Source organism: Armatimonas sp. (genome assembly GCF_043760365.1).
Classification (GTDB): domain Bacteria; phylum Armatimonadota; class Armatimonadia; order Armatimonadales; family Armatimonadaceae; genus Armatimonas.
Map to the genome: position 1 here is coordinate 1 of NZ_JAYUPA010000209.1, position 2,097 is coordinate 2,097.

General features: G+C 58.2%; 2 protein-coding genes. One reads left to right on the top strand and one right to left on the bottom strand.

What is annotated here, in order from left to right; genetic code table 11:
• Window positions 1-225: 225 nt before the first annotated feature.
• Window positions 226-654 carry an IS200/IS605 family transposase gene (tnpA, locus tag ACH2EH_RS05090; protein WP_395139559.1) on the bottom strand — a complete coding sequence of 143 codons (429 nt, stop codon included), beginning with the start codon at window positions 652-654 and terminating at the stop codon, window positions 226-228.
• Between the two features lie 137 nt (window positions 655-791).
• Here tnpA and ACH2EH_RS05095 point away from each other — a divergent pair, with 137 nt between their 5' ends.
• Entirely contained in the window at window positions 792-1,949 is a 1,158-nt protein-coding gene (locus tag ACH2EH_RS05095; RefSeq protein ID WP_395139561.1) for a mandelate racemase/muconate lactonizing enzyme family protein, read from the top strand.
• Window positions 1,950-2,097 lie beyond the last annotated feature (148 nt).

Genomic DNA, 2,097 nt, shown 5'->3' on the forward strand with positions numbered 1-2,097 from the left:
CGGCGATCACTGCCGCTAATAAATACCGTCGGGTTATGTTTTGCATGGGGGACTATTCGTTGCCGGGGGGGAAGAATCCTTGTTGGCTTGGATTTATCCGAGGCAATGGTTCATGCCCGAGGCAATGGTTTGCGTCCGAGGCAATGGTTTGCGTCCGAGGCAACAAGTTGCTCTCGCTTAGGGCTTCGTTCGTCCCTCACTGTGCCGGGCACCCTCCGGGTGCGGTTAGCCGGGGATTTCTTCGTCGGTGGTTTCGAGAGTTGGCCAGAGGGTGTTTTGTGCATGGCGTTCCTTTTGGTTCTGGATATAGGTGATAACACGATGACGGGCATTGATCTGGAAAGCAAAAGCCCCGTAGCCTTCTTGCCAGAAGACAGTTCTACGCAGAAGAGCTTCCGATGCTAAATTTTGTGAAGCACCTTTGAGTTGCTTGACCAGAGCCGCTACTGTAATGGTACTGGGAAGAAGAACGGCGATATGAACATGATCAGGCATCCCGCCAATTGCCAGGACTTTTGCTTTTAGCGCTCCCGCCTTGGCGAATAATGCTCGATGAATCTGTTCCTCAATCTCTGGTGTAATCCCTCCCTCCCGGTTTTTGGTTGTCCACACCAAGTGGAGGGGAATGACAATCTTGCTACGTTTCACACCCATAAAACGGTCGTCAACCCCTAAATCTAACAAAAAACGAAAAATTAATTTTTCCGCACCCGGAGGGTGCCCGGCGCAGTGAGGGACGAACGAAGCCCTAAGCGAGAGGATATTTATCCCTCGATACCGAACCAACCCCCATGTCCGACCGATGTATTCGCCGTGTGCGTGCGACGCCCGTTGTGGTGCCCGCCAAGCCCGATAGTCTCAACTCCCCGGGAATCGCCGATGAGGACGCGGGGTTTCTCCAGAAATTTAAGCTGGGGGGGTACTGGTCCGATTTCGTGCACATGCCCAAGTGGATTATCGAACTGGAAACGGGTGAGGGCGCGATTGGTATTGGGGAGAGCTACCGGACCGTGAGCGAGGCTGAGCTGGAGCCCACTCTCTCGGTGCTGCTGGGAGCCGATCCGCTGGCGCTGAACTGGCGGGCACTGCCGATAGAAAACAGGCGGCTCTACGATGCGTATGAGTCGGCGGTACTGGACTTGGCGGGGAAGTATCTGGGCGTGCCGGTCTATCAGCTACTCGGGGGGAGAGTGCGCGATGCCATCGAGTGCCTGGGCTGGACGGCACGGCGCACGCCTGCCGACGCGGCACGCAAGGCTCATGAGGCCATGGAGCAGGGGCATCGTGTCTTCAAGTTCAAGATCGCGGAGAGCGACTCGCCACGGGAGTGGTGCGCGGCCATTAAAGAGCGCTGCGGCGAGGGGATAAAAGTCTTGCTTGACCCTAACCAGCGCTGGGGGAGTGTCCAAAACACGCTGGAGCTGATGCGCGGCGTGGATCTCTCGGTGATGTATGGGCTGGAGGACCCAATTGAGCGGCAGGACTACGCGGGCTTCCAGACACTGAAGGCGGAGCTGGGGATTCCTATTTTTATTCATATCTCACTGCCGTACCTGCACCAGGGGCAGCGCGTGGAAGATATTCTCCCCGCGATTCGCACCAACTGCGCCGACGGCTACAACTTCAACGGCCCGATGTTCGCCTTTGTTGAGCTGTGTAAAGTGGCGCAGTGGGAAGGTAAGCCCGTCTGGCACGGCTCCGAGGTGGATCTAGGAATTCTGGAGACGAGCTACCTGCACGCCTGCGCCGCCGCGGAGTCCTGCACGATCCCATCTGATATTTTTGGAGAACGCGTGCGCGAGGATGACTTAGTGCTCGGCGGGGTGACGATAAAGAACGGGCATGCGGCTGTTCCAGAGACGCCCGGCCTCGGGATTGAGCTGGATCGCACGGCGCTGGAGCGCTACCGAGTGGGAGAGACAGTGACACGGATACTGACAGGGAGCTAGTAGCCCTTCCAGCTTCCGCCACCACCGCCGACCATGACCCGCACCTCGAAGCTGTGTTTCCACCAGCCGGTGCGCAGATCCTCGGCGTTGGGGCCGGGGGCGTTCGACGAGAGATAGACGGCGCTGCGGTACTCGCCGCCCGCTAGGC